General features: G+C 66.8%; 13 protein-coding genes. 7 read left to right on the top strand and 6 right to left on the bottom strand.

Annotation, left to right across the window (positions count from 1 at the left end; genetic code table 11):
• Nucleotides 1-119: 119 nt before the first annotated feature.
• The 3 genes from IEX93_RS01895 to IEX93_RS01885 are packed head-to-tail and all read left to right on the top strand — an operon-like array spanning nt 120 to nt 5,375.
• A complete protein-coding gene (locus IEX93_RS01895; RefSeq protein WP_188845861.1) occupies nt 120-2,411 on the top strand; it encodes a 3-hydroxyacyl-CoA dehydrogenase/enoyl-CoA hydratase family protein in 2,292 nt (763 codons plus the stop codon).
• A 32-nt stretch (nt 2,412-2,443) separates the two neighbouring features.
• Nucleotides 2,444-3,637, top strand: a complete 1,194-nt coding sequence (locus tag IEX93_RS01890) for a thiolase family protein (RefSeq protein ID WP_188845859.1) — start codon at nt 2,444-2,446, stop codon at nt 3,635-3,637.
• Nucleotides 3,638-3,647: 10 nt separating this feature from the next.
• Nucleotides 3,648-5,375: an acyl-CoA dehydrogenase FadE gene (locus IEX93_RS01885; protein WP_188845858.1), complete on the top strand. Its 1,728-nt coding sequence runs from the start codon at nt 3,648-3,650 to the stop codon at nt 5,373-5,375.
• Between the two features lie 92 nt (nt 5,376-5,467).
• Here the strand turns inward: IEX93_RS01885 and cysS are convergent, their stop codons facing one another.
• A complete protein-coding gene (gene cysS / locus IEX93_RS01880; protein WP_188845856.1) occupies nt 5,468-6,910 on the bottom strand; it encodes a cysteine--tRNA ligase in 1,443 nt (480 codons plus the stop codon).
• A 37-nt stretch (nt 6,911-6,947) separates the two neighbouring features.
• Between cysS and hslO the strand changes: the two genes are divergently transcribed.
• The 3 genes from hslO to IEX93_RS01865 are packed head-to-tail and all read left to right on the top strand — an operon-like array spanning nt 6,948 to nt 9,647.
• A complete protein-coding gene (gene hslO, locus IEX93_RS01875; protein WP_188845854.1) occupies nt 6,948-7,973 on the top strand; it encodes an Hsp33 family molecular chaperone HslO in 1,026 nt (341 codons plus the stop codon).
• 12 nt (nt 7,974-7,985) lie between these two features.
• Nucleotides 7,986-8,399, top strand: a complete 414-nt coding sequence (locus tag IEX93_RS01870) for a universal stress protein (RefSeq protein WP_188845852.1) — start codon at nt 7,986-7,988, stop codon at nt 8,397-8,399.
• Nucleotides 8,400-8,408: 9 nt separating this feature from the next.
• The gene (locus IEX93_RS01865; RefSeq protein ID WP_188845850.1) at nt 8,409-9,647 is read left to right on the top strand and encodes an O-acetylhomoserine aminocarboxypropyltransferase/cysteine synthase family protein; all 1,239 of its coding nucleotides are present in this window, start codon (nt 8,409-8,411) and stop codon (nt 9,645-9,647) included.
• A gap of 90 nt (nt 9,648-9,737) precedes the next feature.
• Here IEX93_RS01865 and IEX93_RS01860 read toward each other — a convergent pair whose 3' ends face one another.
• The 3 genes from IEX93_RS01860 to IEX93_RS01850 are packed head-to-tail and all read right to left on the bottom strand — an operon-like array spanning nt 9,738 to nt 11,404.
• A complete protein-coding gene (locus IEX93_RS01860; protein ID WP_188845849.1) occupies nt 9,738-10,964 on the bottom strand; it encodes an aminopeptidase in 1,227 nt (408 codons plus the stop codon).
• 32 nt (nt 10,965-10,996) lie between these two features.
• The gene (locus IEX93_RS01855; protein ID WP_188845847.1) at nt 10,997-11,137 is read right to left on the bottom strand and encodes a hypothetical protein; all 141 of its coding nucleotides are present in this window, start codon (nt 11,135-11,137) and stop codon (nt 10,997-10,999) included.
• Nucleotides 11,138-11,146: 9 nt separating this feature from the next.
• The gene (locus IEX93_RS01850) at nt 11,147-11,404 is read right to left on the bottom strand and encodes an HTH domain-containing protein (RefSeq protein ID WP_188845845.1); all 258 of its coding nucleotides are present in this window, start codon (nt 11,402-11,404) and stop codon (nt 11,147-11,149) included.
• 35 nt (nt 11,405-11,439) lie between these two features.
• Here IEX93_RS01850 and polX point away from each other — a divergent pair, with 35 nt between their 5' ends.
• Entirely contained in the window at nt 11,440-13,167 is a 1,728-nt protein-coding gene (gene polX, locus IEX93_RS01845; protein WP_188845844.1) for a DNA polymerase/3'-5' exonuclease PolX, read from the top strand.
• On the opposite strand, the gene IEX93_RS01840 is transcribed toward polX, so the two are convergent.
• Nucleotides 13,145-13,804: a type-5 uracil-DNA glycosylase gene (locus IEX93_RS01840; protein WP_188845841.1), complete on the bottom strand. Its 660-nt coding sequence runs from the start codon at nt 13,802-13,804 to the stop codon at nt 13,145-13,147. The two genes, polX and IEX93_RS01840, sit on opposite strands and share 23 nt — an antisense overlap.
• Complete coding sequence (locus IEX93_RS01835; RefSeq protein ID WP_188845839.1) at nt 13,804-15,369, bottom strand: acyl-CoA carboxylase subunit beta; 1,566 nt, start codon at nt 15,367-15,369, stop codon at nt 13,804-13,806. The genes IEX93_RS01840 and IEX93_RS01835 overlap by 1 nt, the downstream gene beginning before the upstream one ends.
• Nucleotides 15,370-15,414 lie beyond the last annotated feature (45 nt).

Here is a 15,414-nt window from a genome sequence, read left to right as displayed (position 1 = left end):
GGCGGAGGGCGATCTCGCCCTGGGGATGCCTTGTCAAGGGTCTTCAAGCCCTAAAACGCTCCCCCTTTGACATCGGGGCGGTCCCGGCGTAAACTTTGACTCAGTATAAGGAGGTGGCCATGATCAAGAAGGTAGGCGTGGTGGGCGCAGGGACCATGGGTAGCGGGATCGCCGCCCTGGTGGCCAGCGCTGGGATCCCGGTGGTGCTCTTGGATATCCCTGGGCAAAAGGACCGCAACGAGTACGCCAAGCGGGGGCTGGAGCGGGCCCTAAAGGCCAGGCCCGCCGCCTTCATGGACCCCGAGCTTGCCCGGTACGTGGAGATCGGCAACACCGAGGACCACCTGGACAAGCTCAAGGACTGCGACTGGGTGGTGGAGGCCATCATTGAAAAACCCGAGCCCAAGCAGGCCCTCTACGCCCGCCTGGAAGGCCTCTTGAAGCCCACCGCCATCGTTAGCTCTAACACGAGCGGCATTCCCATGCGGGTGCTTCTGGAAGGCCGCTCGGAAGGTTTCCGCAAGCGTTTCTTGGGCACCCACTTCTTCAACCCCCCCCGCTACCTTCACCTTCTGGAGCTGATCCCCACCCCGGAGACCGACCCCAAGGTCCTGGAGGAGATCCGCCGCTTTGGGGAGCGTATTTTGGGCAAGGGTACGGTGCTGGCCAAGGACCGCCCCGGCTTTATCGCCAACCGCCTGGGGGTCTACGGGATGGTCCAGGCGGTGCGGCTCATGGAGAAGCACGGCCTCACCATCGACGAGGTGGACGCCCTCACCGGTCCCCTCCTTGGCCGGCCTAACTCCGCCACCTTCCGCACCGCCGACCTCACGGGCCTGGACGTGCTGAAGCTGGTGACCGGGGAGCTGGCCCAGGCCACCGGGGAGGACTTCACCCTTCCCGAGTGGGTCCACCGGCTGGTGGAGGAGGGCCGCCTTGGAGAAAAGGCGGGCGCCGGCTTCTACAGGCGGGTGAACGGGGAGATCTACACTTTGGACTACCGGACCCTGGAGTATGTGCCCCGGGCCAAGGTGGACCTGCCCGAGCTCCGGGCCCTAAGGGACCTGCCCTTGCGGGAGCGCCTACCCAAGGTCTTGGACCTCCCGGGGAAGTACGGGGCTTTCCTGAGGGAACTTTTCGCCCGCACGGCCCACTACACCTTGGAAAAAGCCGAGGAGATCGCTTACGACTTGGTCTCCGTGGACCAGGCCCTGGAGTGGGGCTTCGGTTGGGAGGAGGGGCCCTTTAAGAGCATGGACGCCTTGGGCCTAGACCGGCTCCATGCCCTTTTGAAGGAGCACGGCCTCGAGGCGCCCGCCCTTCTCCAGAAGGCCCAGGGGGCCTTCTACCAGGATGGCACCTACCTGGGGTTTGACGGGGCCTATCACCCCTTGCCCAAGCGGGAGGGCGTCATCTCCCTAAAGGCCCTCAAGTCCGAGGGCAAGACCCTTTTGGAAAGCAAGGAGGCGGCCCTTCTGGATCTGGGGGATGGGGTGGCCCTCCTGGAGTTCCGCACCAAGATGAACGCCATCGGGGAAGGGGTCATCCGCATGCTCCAGAAGAGCCTGGAGTACGTGGAGGAGAAGGGCTATGTGGGCCTTGTCATCGGCAACGAGGACCCGAGGGCCTTCTCCGCCGGGGCCAACCTGGCCCTCATCCTCTCCCTGGCCCAGGAGGGGGACTGGGACGAGCTCGCCTTGGCGGTGCGCCAGTTCCAGAAAGCCTCCCTGTCCCTCCGCTATAGCCCCTTCCCCGTGGTGGTGGCTCCCTTTGGCCTCACCTTAGGGGGTGGGGCGGAGTTCACCCTGCACGCCGACGCGGTTCAGGCCCACGCCGAGCTTTACATGGGCCTGGTGGAGGCGGGGGTGGGGCTTCTGCCCGCCGGGGGTGGCACCAAGGAGATGCTTTTGCGCTTCACCCAGGAGCTTGCGCCCTACGAGGAGGCGGACCCCTTTGAGGGGGTGAAGCGGGCCTTCAACCTGATCGCCTTGGCCAGGACCTCCACCAGCGCCCTCGAGGCCCGGAAGATGGGCTTCCTCCGCGACCGGGACCGCATCAGCATGAACCGGGACTTCCTCATCGCCGACGCCAAACGGCGCGTCTTGGAGCTGGCCCCGGATTACCGGCCGCCCCTTCCCCCCAGGATCCGGGTTCTGGGAAGCGAGGCCTTGGGCAACCTGCGCTATGCGGTCTGGGCCTTTAGGGAGGCGGGGGAGATTTCCGACCACGACATGCGCATCGGCCTGGAGATCGCCTACGTGCTCTCCGGGGGCGAGGGACCGGCCCGGGAAGTTTCGGAGGAGTTCCTTTTGGACCTGGAGCGGGAGGCTTTCTTGAAGCTGCTGGGGACCCGTAAGACCCAGGAGCGGATCGCCCACACCTTGAAGACGGGTAAGCCGCTTAGGAACTGAGCCAAAGAACTGGAAAACGATAGGGGGATGCGATGCGGGAGGCAGTAATCGTCAGCGCGGTTCGGAGCCCTGTGGCCCGGGGTAAAAAGGATGGGGCCTTGGCGGAGCTCCATCCTGTGGACCTTTCGGCCCAGGTGATGCGGCAGGCGGTGGAACGGATTGGCCTGGACCCCAAGGAGCTTGAGGACGTGCTTTGGGGGTGCGCCATGCCGGAGGCGGCCCAGGGGCTTAACATCGCCCGTCTGGCCCTCCTCCGGGCGGGCTTCCCCATTGAGGTGGCGGGGGCCACGGTCAACCGCTTCTGCTCCAGCGGCCTCCAGACCATCGCCATGGCCGCCCAGGCGGTGATGACCGGGATGGCGGAGGCGGTCTTGGCGGGCGGGGTGGAGATGATGAGCCAGGTGCCCATGTCCGGCTACCACACCCGCCTCCACCCCGACCTTACCCCCACGGAGTGGAGCCCCGAGACCTACTCCACCTACATCGGCATGGGCTTCACCGCCGAAAGGGTGGCGGAGCGCTTCGGCATAAGCCGGGAGGACCAGGACAAGTGGGCCTTGCGCAGCCACCAGCGGGCGGCCCAGGCCTGGGCCGAGGGGCGCTTTACGGAGGTGGTGCCCATCCGGGTGCCCAAGGTCCGGTACCAGGGCACCAAGAAGCAGGTGGAGGAGGTCCTGTTTGACCGGGACGAGACGGTCCGCCCCGACACCAGCCTCGAGGCCCTGGCCAAGCTCAAGCCCGCCTTCAAGAAGGGAGGCACCGTCACCGCCGGCAACTCCAGCCCCTACTCCGACGGGGCGGCGGCGGTGGTCGTCATGAGCCGGGAGAAGGCGGAGGCTTTGGGGCTTAAGCCCCTGGCCCGTTTCGTGAGCTTCGCCGTGGCCGGGGTGGAGCCCGACATCATGGGGATCGGCCCAGTGAAGGCGGTGCCCAAGGCCTTGGAACGGGCGGGGCTGAAGCTAGACCAGATTGACCTCATTGAGTTCAACGAGGCCTTCGCCGCCCAGGTCCTGGCGGTGATGCGCACCCTGGAGATGCCCGAGGAGAAGACCAACGTGAACGGCGGGGCCATCGCCTTGGGCCACCCCTTGGGGGCCACGGGGGCCAAGCTCACCGCCCAGCTCATCAGCGAGCTTTCCCGGAGGGGCGGGGGGTATGGCCTCGTGACCATGTGCATCGGCGGCGGCATGGGGGCTGCCGGCGTGTTTGAGGTGTATCCGGCATAGGAGGTAGGCCATGACGCAGGAGAAGAAGCTTTGGCAAAAGGGCGGCGGCTGGCTTTTGGAGGCTCCCGAGCGGATCTACACCCCCGAGGACTTTGACCCCACCATCCGGGAGATCGCCAAGACCACGAGGACCTTCGCCGAGAAGGAGGTCCTTCCCCTCCTGGAGCGGCTGGAACACGGGGAGCTTGAGCTCAACCGGGAGCTTCTCCGCAAGGCGGGGGAGCTGGGCCTCCTGGGGGCGGAAACCCCCGAGGAGTACGGGGGGCTGGACCTACCCAAGACCGTCTCCACGGTGATCGCCGAGAACCTCTCCGGGCTTGGGGGCTTCGCCGTGACCCACGGGGCCCACACCACCTTGGCCATGCTCCCCATCATCTACTTCGGCAACGAGGAGCAGAAGCGCAAGTACCTGCCCAGGATGGTGACCGGGGAGCTCATCGGGGCCTACTGCCTCACCGAGCCTGGGGCGGGGTCCGACGCCCTTTCCGGCAAGACCCGGGCCACGCTTTCCGAGGACGGGAAATACTACATCCTGAACGGGGTTAAGCAGTTTATTTCCAACGCCGGGTTTGCCGACGTCTTCATCGTCTTCGCCAAGGTGGACGGGGAGAAGTTCACTGCCTTCATCGTGGAGAAAAGCTTCGGGATCCAGCTGGGTGCGGAGGAGAAAAAGATGGGCATCAAGTCCTCCAGCACCCGGCAGGTGATCCTGGAGGACGTCAAGGTCCCGGTAGAGAACGTCCTTGGGGAGATCGGCAAGGGCCACAAGATCGCCTTCAACATCCTCAACGTGGGCCGGTACAAGCTGGGGGCGGGCTCCATCGGCGGGGCCAAGCTGGCCTTGGAGATCTCCACCAAGTACGCCAAGGAGCGGGTCCAGTTCGGAAAGCCCATCGCCGAGTTCGGCCTCATCCAGGAGAAGCTGGCGGAGATGGCCACCCGGATCTTCGCCGGGGAGAGCGCCGTCTACCGCACCATGGGCCTCATTGACGAGGCCATCGGGGACAAGAAGGGCCCCGAGGCGGTGATGACGGGGATTGAGGAGTACGCCGTGGAGGCCAGCATCATCAAGGTGCTGGGCTCCGAGGTGCTCGCCTACGCCGTGGACGAGGGGGTGCAGATCCACGGGGGCTACGGCTACATCCAGGAGTACCCCATTGAACGGGCCTACCGGGATGCCCGCATCAACCGGATCTTTGAGGGGACCAACGAGATCAACCGCCTCCTCATCCCCGGGATGCTCTTGAGGCGGGCCATGAAGGGGGAGTTGCCCCTGGTCCAGGCGGCCACCAAGCTCCAGGACGAGCTCATGTCCCCGAGCTTTGACGAGCCCGAGGACCAGGAGGCCGCCCTCCTTCAGAACCTGAAGAAGCTCGCCCTGATGCTCTCCGGTCTTGGGGCCATGCGCTTCCAGCAGAAGCTGGAGGAGGAGGAGGAGCTTCTGGCGGCGGCGGCTGACCTCCTCATTGACATCTACGCCGCAGAAAGCGCCCTGCTCCGGGCCCGGAGGCTTGGGGGGGTGGCCCAGAAGATGGCTCAGCTCTACCTCTACCAGGCGGCGGACCGGGCCCAGATGCGGGCGTCCCAGGTGGTGCCCCGCCTGGCCCAGGGGGACGAGCAGGGCTTTATCCTCTCGGCGGCGCGCCGCCTCACCAAGCGTCCCCCCACGGACTTCATCGCCCTGAGGCGGGAGATCGCCCGGGCGGTCCTCGAGGCCGAGGGCTACCCCATCCGCTAGGCCTTCGGGAAAACCCCCCCAGGCCGCGGCCTGGGGGGGTTTCCTAGCCCGCTAAGGGGCCCCCACCGCGGCTTTAGCCGCGGTGGGGTACTTTAAAGCTCCAGCCGCCACTTGGGGCCCTCCTTGGTGTCCTCCACGATGACCCCGAGGGCCCTTAGCCTTTCCCGGATGCGGTCGCTTTTCTCGTAGTCCTTGGCCCGCCTCGCCTCCTCCCTGAGCTCCAAGAGGAGTTCTATGAGGCCCTCGAGGAGGGGCCCGGAAAGCCTTTCCTCTAAGACCCTTTCCGGGAAGATCCCCAGGATCCCCTCGCCCAGGGTGTGGAAGACCGCCTCGGCCCGGGCCAGGCTTTCCCCCTTGGCCTCGGGGAGGAGTTTGTGGAGCTCGGGCAGGAAGGTGAAGAAGGCGGCCAGGGCCTCGGGGGTGGAGAGGTCGTCCTCTATGGCCTCCATGAAGGCCTTTTCCAAGGCGTCCAAGGCCCTTTCCAGCCCGGGGGTGGTGCCGGGAGGGGCGGTTTTTCTGCGCTGGCGCACCTCCCGGTAGGCCTGGAGGAGGCGGGCGTAGCCCCGCTTGGCGCTTTCCAGGCCCTCCCAGGTGAAGTCCATGGGGCTTCGGTAGTGGGTCTGGAGGAGGTAGAAGCGGAGGGCCATGGGCTCGTGGGCTTTCAGGAGGTCGTGGAGGAGGACCAGGTTCCCCGTGCTTTTGGCCATCTTCTCCCCCTCCAGGAGGACGTGGTTGTGGTGCATCCAGTGGCGGGCGAAGCGGAAGCCCGCCGCCTCCGCCTGGGCGATCTCGCACTCGTGGTGGGGGAACTGAAGGTCTATGCCGCCCGCGTGGAGGTCAAACCCCTCCCCCAGGTACTTGAGGCTCATGGCGGTGCACTCAATGTGCCACCCGGGGTAGCCCTCCCCCCAGGGGCTTTTCCAGCGCATGAGGTGCCCCGGCTCGGCCGCCTTCCAGAGGGCGAAGTCCAAGGGGTCCTCCTTCTCCTCCCGCACCTCCACCCGGGCCCCCGCCCTGAGCTCTTCCAGCCTTTTCCCGGAAAGCTTCCCGTACTCGGGGAAGGCCCTCACCCGGAAGTAGACACTTCCCTTGCGCTCGTAGGCCACGCCCCGCTCCAAAAGCCTTTGGGTGAGTTCTAGCATCTCCGGGATGTGGCCCGTGGCCCTGGGGGCGATGGAGGGCCTGAGGACGTTCAGGGCCTGCATGGCGTCAAAGTAGCTCCACATGTACTTGTCGGCCACCTCCATGGGCTCGAGGCGCTCCAGCTTGGCCCTCCGTACGATCTTGTCCTCGCCCTCGTCGGCGTCGTCGGTGAGGTGGCCCACGTCGGTGATGTTGGAGACGAAGCGCACCTTGTAGCCCTTGTGGAGGAAGTAGCGCCTTAGGACGTCGTAGACGATGGGCCCCCGGGCGTGGCCCAGATGAGGGTCGGAGTAGACCGTGGGGCCGCAGACGTAGATCCCCACGTGGCCGGGGACCGCCGGTTCAAAGGGCACCTTGGCCCGCCTTAGGGTGTCGTAGATCACGAGGCCCATATGGGGGATTATAGGCCCCGTGGCATAATGGCGGGGTATGGGAAGGATTCTTCGGGGCTTGGCCGGGGAAGGGAATTTGCGGGTGGTGGCCGCCGAGACCACGGACGTGGTGGAGGAGGCGAGGCTTCGCCACGGGCTTTCCCCCACGGCCACCGCTGCCCTCGGGCGCGCCATGACCGGGGCGCTCCTTCTGGCGCAGCTTCTCCTAAAAACCCCCAAGGAGCGGATCACCCTCCGGGTGGAGGGGACGGGGCCCTTGGGGGGGATCGTGGTGGAGGCCGACCCCCAGGGGAACGTGCGGGGCTACGTGAAGAACCCCAAGGCCGAGGTGCCCTTGAGGGAGGACGGGAAGCTCAACGTGGGGGAGCTCGTGGGGGGCGGGGTCTTGCGGGTGGACCGGAGCCTCCCTAACGGGGAGGTTTACACCAGCACCGTGCCCCTGGTCTCGGGGGAGATCGCCGAGGACCTGGCCCACTACCTCTGGCAATCGGAGCAGATCCCCTCGGCGGTGCTTTTGGGGGTGCGGGTCAAGGGGGAAGGGGAGGTGGAGGTGGCGGGGGGTGTGGCCATCCAGGTGTTGCCGGGGGCGGGGGAGGAGGTCTTGGGCCGCCTCGAGGCCAACCTGAAGGGCCTTCCCGGCCTCACCCCCCTCCTTCGGGAAAAGGGCCTGGAGGGGGCCTTGGAGGTCCTTTTGGCGGGCTTAGGCTTTGCCCGCACGGACCTAAGGGCCTTGGGCTACCTCCAAAACGAGATCCCCGCCCGCTTCCGGTGCCGCTGCAACCGGGAAAAGGCCCTGGAGGCCCTGGTCTTCTTCACCCCGGAGGAAAGGGAGGAGATGATCGTTAAGGACGGGGGGGCCGAGGTGGTCTGCCACTGGTGCGGGGAGGTCTACCGCTTTAGCCCGGAGGAGATCCGCTCCCTGGTGGCCGAGGTGCGCTGCCCCGACTGCGGGGCGCTTTGGCTTTACCCCAAAGCGGACGGCACCCTTTTCCGCATAGAAGGGGAGACCTGCCGCTGCGGCCGCAAGGTGGAGCTCCCTTCGGAGACCCGCCCCCAGGCCTGATAAGCTTAGGGCATGTTCCGGACGATCCTTCTCGCCTACGACGGCTCGGACCACGCCAAGCGGGCGGCGGAGGTGGCCAAGGCCGAGGCCCAGGCCCACGGGGCGAGGCTTCTCGTGGTCCACGCTTACGAGCCCGTTCCCGACTACCTGGGGGAGCCCTTTTTTGAAGAGGCCTTGAAGCGGCGCCTGGAGCGGGCGGAAAGGATCTTGGCCGAGGCCCGGGCCCTCACCGGGGTTCCCAAGGAGGACGCCCTTCTTTTGGAGGGCGCCCCCGCCCAGGCCATCCTCGAGGCCGCCCGCGGGGAGAAGGCGGACCTCATCGTCATGGGCACCCGGGGGCTTGGGGCCTTGGGAAGCCTCTTCCTGGGAAGCCAAAGCCAACGGGTGGTGGCCGAGGCCCCCTGTCCGGTGCTCCTCGTGCGCTAGGAGGGGAGGATGGAGTACGAGACCCTGGCGGTGCTTGCGGGCCTGCCGGAAGACCCCCACGGGGCGGTGGGGCTTGCCATCTACGCCGTGGCCGCCTACGGCTTTAAGACCCTAGAGGAGGGCCAGGCGCGCTTCGCCACCGGGGAGGGCTACGTCTACGCAAGGCAGAAGGACCCCACGGCTAAAGCCCTGGAGGAGCGGCTTAAGGCCCTGGAGGGCGCTTTGGAGGCCGTGGCCCTGGCCACGGGCCAGGCGGCCACCTTCGCCGCCCTCCTCGCCCTTCTCCGCCCGGGGGACGAGGTGTTGGCGGCCAAGGGGCTTTTCGGCCAGACCATCGGGCTATTCAACCAGGTCCTCGCCCCCATGGGGGTCAGGGTGCGCTACGTGGACCCCGAGCCCGAGGCCGTGCGGGAGGCCCTCACGGAGAGGACCCGGGTCCTCTTCGTGGAGACGGTGGCGAACCCCGCCCTCCTGGTCCCCGACCTCGAGGCCCTGGCCTCCTTGGCCGAGGAGAAGGGGGTGGCCCTGGTGGTGGACAACACCTTCGGGGCGGCGGGGTCCCTTTGCCGGCCTCTGGCCTGGGGGGCTCACGCCGTGGTGCAAAGCCTCACCAAGTGGGCCTCGGGGCACGGCTCTGTTCTGGGCGGGGCGGTGCTTTCCCGGGACACCGCCCTTTGGGCCCGTTTCCCCCAGTTCTTGGAGCCCGACCCCAGGGGCCAGGTCCCCTGGGAGGCCCTGGGGGCCCGCTGCTTCCCGGAAAGGGTGCGCACCCTGGGGCTTTCCCTTTGCGGCATGGCCCTTTCCCCCTTCAACGCCTACCTCCTCTTCCAGGGCCTGGAGACCGTGGCCTTGAGGGTGCGGCGCATGAGCGAAACCGCCCAGTACCTGGCGGAAAACCTCAAGGGCCACCCCAAGGTGAAGGCCCTCCGCTACCCCGGCCTCCCCGAGGACCCCGCCCACCAAAACGCCCGGAAGTACCTGGCCTCGGGCGGGCCCATCCTCACCCTGGACCTAGGAAGCCTCGAGGGAGCAAGCCGCTTCCTTAGGGCCGTCCGCCTCTTTAAAGCGCCCAACCTCGGGGATGCCCGCACCCTCCTCGTCCACCCCTGGACCACCACCCATAGCCGCCTCAAGGAGGAGGCCCGCCTCGAGGCCGGGGTCACCCCGGGGCTCGTGCGGGTCTCCGTGGGCTTGGAGGACCCCAAGGACCTCCTCGCCCTCTTTGAGGAGGCCCTTGGGGCGGTATAGGAGAGCGTTGGCACAAGCCTGACGAATCGTGAAATAATCTACGAATAGAAAAAGGCCCCGCCACGCGGGGCCCCTTGCCCTTTGGGGTGCTTAGACCACCCACCTTCCCCGGCGCATCAGGGGAATGCGGGTCCCATCCTCGTAGAGCCCGTCCACGTCCACCTCCTCGGAGCCGATCATCCAGTCTATGTGGACGAGGCTTTCGTTGCCCCCGCGCCTTAGGAACTCGGCCCCGCTTGGGCGGCCCTCGAGGGTTTCCTGGTAAGCCTGGCCGAAGGCGATGTGGCTGGCCGCGTTCTCGTCAAAGAGGGTGTCCAAGAAGACGAGGCCCGTTTTGGCGATGGGGTTGTCGGCGGGGACCAGGGCCACCTCGCCCAGGCGCCTCGCCCCCTCGTCCGTGTCCAGAAGGCGTTTAAGCACCTCCTCGCCTTTCTCCGCCCGCACCTCCACCGCCACGCCCCGTTCAAAGCGGGCGAAGATCCCCTCCACCAGGGTGCCCCCCAGGGCCAGGGGGCGGCTTGCGCGCACCACCCCCTCCACCCGCTCCCGGTGGGGGGCGGTGAAGACCTCCTCCGTGGGCAGGTTGGGGTTGCAGAGGCGGCCCTTCTTCGTGGGGGTGGCCCCGCCCTGCCAGAGGTGGCCTTCCGCCAGGCCCACCACCAGGTCCGTCCCCGGGCCTTGGAAGTGGAGGGCGTGGAAGCGGCGGGCGTTCAGGTAGGCCACCTTCTCGTGGAGGTAGCGGTTGTGGGCCTCCCAGGCGGCGATGGGGTCCTCCTGGTCAGCCCGGGTGGCCTGGAAGATGGCCTCCCAAAGCCTCCTCACCGCTTCTTCCTCGGAAAGGGCGGGGAAGACCGCCTTGGCCCAGCCCGGGTGGGCGAAGGGGACGATGGTCCAGTTGGTGACGAACTCGGTGATGGCCTCGAGGGCGGGCTTGTAGGCGCGGGCATTGGCCTTTTGGGCCCGGCCCACCCGTTCCGGGGGAAGGCCTTCCAGGGCCTTGGGATCGTTGCCCGAGACGGCAAGCCGGGCGGCCCCTTCCCGGAAGGCCTTGCCCATCCCCTCGTAAAGCCAGGCCGGGGCCTTGTCCAGGGCCTCTTCGGGTACCAGGCTTAGCCGCTTCCTCGTCAGGGCGTTGTCCCCGTAGATCACGGTGAAGAGGCTTGCCCCGGCTTTGTAGGCCTTTTCCGCCAGGAGGCGGACGAAGTCCACCGCCTCAATGGGGGCGGTGGCGATGATTTCTTGGCCTTCCTCCAGGTTGAGCCCCACGCGGATGGCGAGCTCCGCAAGCCTTTCCAGGTTCCTCTGAAAAGCGTCCACGCCCCCAAGTCTTCTCCCCCAAGGCCTTCCCGTCAAGCCCTAGGGCAGGCCCGGGGCCGGCCCAAGAGGAGGACGAGGCCCGAAAGGAGGAGCAAAGGGGCCCGGTAGGCCTCCAAGAGGAGGGCCAAGGCCAGAAGCCCTAAAGCCAAGGCGTAGCGCACCCAAGCCGGCATGCTCCCATCTTACCCGGGCGGGGCTTCTGGGCTCGCATTCTCCGCCTCTCTGAGGCCGTAGAACCCCCTGCCCAAGGCCACCACCGGGCTTCGCTCCCAGCGGGCCAGGGCGGAAAGCCGGATCTTGGCGATCTTCTCGGGCTCCTTCACGTCCTTCCAAAGCCCCTCCTCCTTGAGGCGGCGGCCGATCTCCGTGTAGTGGAGGGGCTTTCCCGCCTCCTGGAGGAGGGCCACCACCCTTTTGCGGAACTGGTCCGGCCTGGGCATAAAGGCTTCTCCCAGTCTACCCGTATAGTGAGGGTATGCGGAACCAGGAGCTGGCCCGGCTTTTTGAGGAGATTGGGCTCATGAGCGAGTTCTTGGGGGATAACCCCTTCCGGGTCCGGGCCTACTACCAGGCGGCCCGCACCCTCTACGACCTGGACACCCCCATAGAAGAAATCGCCGAAAAGGGCAAGGAGGCCCTTTTGGAGCTTCCCGGGATCGGGCCCGATTTGGCGGAGAAGATCCTGGAGTTTTTAAGGACCGGAAGGATCGCCAAGCACGAGGAGCTCGCCCAGAAGGTGCCCCGCGGGGTCCTCGAGGTGATGGAAATCCCGGGGGTGGGCCCCAAGACCGCCCGCCTCCTCTACGAAAGCCTAGGCATAGACTCCCTGGAAAAGCTAAAGGAGGCCCTGGAGCGGGGCGACCTCCTAAAGCTCAAGGGGTTTGGCGCCAAGAAGGCCGAGAGGATCCGGGAGGGCCTCGCCCTGGCCCAGGCGGCGGGGAAGCGGAGGCCCTTGGGGGCGGTGCTTTCCCTGGCCCGAAGCCTTCTAGAGGCCATTAGGGCGCTTCCCGGGGTGGAGCGGGCGGAGCTATGCGGCTCGGCGAGGCGCTACAAGGACACCGTGGGGGACCTGGACTTTTTGGTGGCGAGCCAGGAGGGAAAGGCGGTGGTGGAGGGCTTCGTGCGCCTTCCCCAGGTCAAGGAGGTCTACGCCAAAGGAAAGGAGCGGGCCACCGTCTTCCTGAAAAACGGCCTCCAGGTGGACCTTAGGGTGGTGCCCACGGAAAGCTACGGGGCGGGCCTCCAGTACCTCACGGGGAGCAAGGCCCACTCCATCCGCCTTAGGGCCCTCGCCCAAGAAAAGGGCCTGAAGCTTTCCGAGTACGGGGTCTTCCGGGGGGAAAAGCGCCTGGCGGGAGAGACCGAGGAGGAGGTCTACGCCGCCTTGGGCCTCCCCTGGATCCCGCCCCCCTTGCGGGAGGACCAGGGGGAGGTGGAGGCTGCCTTGGAGGGAAGGCTCCCTAAGCTTTTGGAGCTATCCCAGGTTAAGGGGGATCTCCAGGTCCACTCCACCTACTCCGACGGGAAAAACACCCTGGAAGAGCTTTGGGAAGCGGCCAAGGCCCTGGGCTACCAGTACCTGGGCATCACCGACCATTCCCCGGCGGTGCGGGTGGCGGGGGGGCCTTCCCCGGAGGAGGCCCTGAAGCGCATAGAGGCCATCCGCCGTTTCAACGAGACCCACGGGCCCCCCTACCTCCTGGCGGGGGCCGAGGTGGACATCCGCCCGGACGGCTCCCTGGACTACCCGGACTGGGTTCTGAGGGAGCTGGATCTGGTTCTCGTTTCCATCCACTCCCAGTTCAAGCTCTCCAAGGCGGAGCAGACCAGGCGGATCCTGAGGGCCTTGGAAAACCCCTTCGTCCACGTCCTGGCCCACCCCACGGCGAGGCTCATCGGGCGGCGGGCCCCCATTGAGGCGGACTGGGACACCATTTTCCAAAAAGCCAAGGAAAAGGGCGTGGCGGTGGAGATTGACGGCTACTACGACCGCATGGACCTCCCCGATGACCTGGCCCGGATGGCCTACGGGATGGGGCTTTGGGTGAGCCTTTCCACCGACGCCCACCAGACCGACCACCTCCGCTTCATGGAGCTCGCCGTGGGCACGGCCCAGCGGGCCTGGATCGGCCCCGAGCGGGTCCTAAACGTCCTGGACTACGAGGCCCTTCGGGGCTGGCTCAAAGCCCGGCGAGGGCTTTAGCCTTTAGGAGAACCTCTAAGAACATCTCCCGGGTGAGCCTTCCCGTCTGGGTGTTCTGCCGGGAGACGTGGTAGCTGGCGAGGAGGTGCCTTCCTTCGGGAAGGGGGTAATGGGCCCCGTGGAAGAAGGGGTGTTGGGCCTTCTTGAGGCCGAAGTGGGCGAGGAGGGCCTCGAGGGCAACCCTCCCCAGGGCCAGGTAGACCCTTGCCTCCGGGAGGAGGCCGAGCTCCACCTCGGTCCAGCGGGCGCAGGCGCGAAGCTCCTCCCGGGTGGGCTTGTTCTGGGGCGGGGCGCACCGCACCGCCGCGGTGAGGTAGACCCCATAGAGCCTGAGGTCGTCCCCGGGGCGGCTTTCCGGCTTGCTGGAAAGGCCCGCCTCGTAAAGGAGGGGGTAGAGGAAGGCCCCGGAGGCGTCCCCGGTGAAGGGGCGGCCCGTGCGGTTGGAGCCGTGGGCCCCAGGGGCGAGGCCGAAGAGGACGAGGCGGGCCTTGGGGTCCCCGAAGCCCGGCACCGGCCTGGCCCAGTAAGCCTCGCCCCGGAAGGCCCGTTTTTTCCCCGCCACGCCTTCCCGCCAGGCCACGAGCCTGGGGCAGAGGCGGCAGGCGACAAGGCTTTCCAAAAAAGCTTCCCGGTCCATCAGAGGGGGATGTTGTCGTGCTTCTTCCTGGGCCTTTCCTCCTGCTTTTCCCAAAGCATCCTCAGGTGCAGGTAGAGGAGGCGGCGGGTGTCCTTGGGGTCAATGACGTCGTCAATGTAGCCCCGCCCCGCCGCCACCCAGGGGTTGTCAAAGGCCCGGCGGTACTCCTCAATCTTCCTCCTCCGGGTCTCCTCGGGGTTGGGGGAGGACTGGATCTCCTTGCGGTAGATGATGTTGGCGGCCCCCTCCGCCCCCATCACCGCCACCGCCGCCGTGGGCCAGGCCAGGACCACGTCGGCCCCCATGTCCTTGGAGTTCATGGCGAGGTAGGCCCCCCCGTAGGCCTTGCGGGCGATGAGGGTGATCTTGGGGACCGTGGCCTCGGCGTAGGCGAAGAGCATCTTGGCCCCGTGGCGGATGATCCCCCCGTGCTCCTGGGCCACCCCGGGCAGGAAGCCGGTCACGTCCACCAGGGTGAGGAGGGGGATGTTGAAGGCGTCCATGGTGCGGATGAACCGGGCCGCCTTGTCCGAGGCGTTGATGTCCAGAGCCCCGGCCATATAGCGGGGGTTGTTGGCGATGACCCCCACGGGGTACCCCCCGAGCCTTCCCAGGCCCACGATGATGTTGCGGGCGTAGCGGGGCTGGATCTCCAAGAACTCCCCGTTGTCCAGGAGGGTGCGGATCACCTGGTGCATGTTGTAGGGGCGGCGGGCGTCGGGGTGGACGATCTCCAGGAGCTCTGGGGTGGGGCGGAAGGGGTCGTCCGTGGGCTCCACCACGGGCGGCTTTTCCCGGCTGTTTTGGGGGAGGTAGGAAAGGAGCTTTTTGATAAGGTCCAGAACCTCCTGGTCGTCCTTGCCCTCCAGGTGGGCCACCCCGCTTTTTTCCATGTGCACGTCGGCCCCTCCGAGCTCCTCAAAGGTCACCTCCTCCTTGGTGACGCTTTTGATCACCTCGGGGCCGGTGATGAACATGTAGCTGGTCCCCCGGCTCATGAGGACGAAGTCGGTCATGGCGGGACTGTAGACCGCCCCTCCGGCGCAGGGGCCCAGGATGGCGGAGATCTGGGGGATAACCCCGGAGTAGATGGCGTTCCGGTAGAAGACCTCCCCGTAGCCGGAGAGGCTGTCCACCCCTTCCTGGATCCGGGCCCCGGCGGAGTCGTTAAGGCCGATGATGGGGGCCCCCACCTTGGCGGCCAGGTCCATGAGGCTTGCGATCTTGCGGCCGTGCATCTTGCCCAAAGAGCCCCCCAGCACGGTGAAGTCCTGGCTGAAGACGAAGACGAGCCTCCCCCCGATGGTGCCGTAGCCCGTCACCACGCCGTCGGCGGGGGCCTCTATCCCCTCCATGAGCCCGGTTTCCAGGTGCTCGGCGAAGGGCATGAGCTCCACGAAGCTTCCCGGGTCCAGGAGGTGGTCTATTCGTTCCCGGGCGGTGAGCTTGCCCTGTTGGTGCTGCTTCTGGATGCGCTCTTCTCCGCCGCCTAGAAGCACCCTTTTGCGCCGCTCTTCCAGTTCGGCCAGGAGTTCGTCCAGGATGAGCCGGGCATTGTCCGCCATACGGGAGGCATGATACAATAAGGAGTCTTTGGACGCTTTTCCGTC

This window comes from Thermus composti, assembly GCF_014647535.1.
GTDB classification, from domain to species: Bacteria; Deinococcota; Deinococci; order Deinococcales; family Thermaceae; genus Thermus; species Thermus composti.
The sequence above is the reverse complement of the archived record's forward strand: the minus strand, read 5'-3'. Positions and strand labels throughout refer to the sequence as shown.